1 protein-coding gene is annotated in these 513 nt (G+C 63.7%); it reads left to right on the top strand.

Annotated elements, in window-relative coordinates:
• Positions 1-513 (top strand): IPT/TIG domain-containing protein (locus tag ACFHWU_RS29390; RefSeq protein WP_416592338.1); only part of this gene is annotated, 513 nt, incomplete at both ends.

Raw genomic sequence — 513 nt, forward strand, 5'->3', positions numbered from 1 at the left:
GCGCCGCCGACGGCGTCGTCGATTGATCCGGATTCTGGTCCGCAGTCTGGTGGTCAGCCGGTGACGATCACGGGTACGGGGTTTGTGCCGGGTGACACGTCGGTGACGTTTGATGGGTTGCCGGCCACTGATGTGGTGGTGGATCCGTCGGGTACGTCGTTGACGGCGGTGACTCCGGCGCATGCGCCTGGTGTGGTCGATGTGGTGGTGACCACCGCCGGTGGTTCGACTGATCCGTTGGCGTACACGTATCTGGCTGATGGTTCGGGTGCGGTGGTGACCGGGCTGGATCCTGATTTCGGGCCGACGTCTGGTGGTACCACGGTGACGATTACTGGTTCGGGTTTCACTGGGGCGACCGGTGTCACGTTTGATGGCGTGGCGGGTTCGGGGTTCGTGGTGAATCCGGCTGGTACGGAGATCACGGTGGTGACTCCGCCGGGTGCTGCTGGTCCGGCTGATGTGGTGATCACGTTCCCGGCTGGTACTGCGGACGCGGGGATCTTCACCTAT

The sequence above is a fragment of the Micromonospora sp. LOL_015 genome, from assembly GCF_048060275.1.
Taxonomy (GTDB): Bacteria; Actinomycetota; Actinomycetes; order Mycobacteriales; family Micromonosporaceae; genus Micromonospora_E.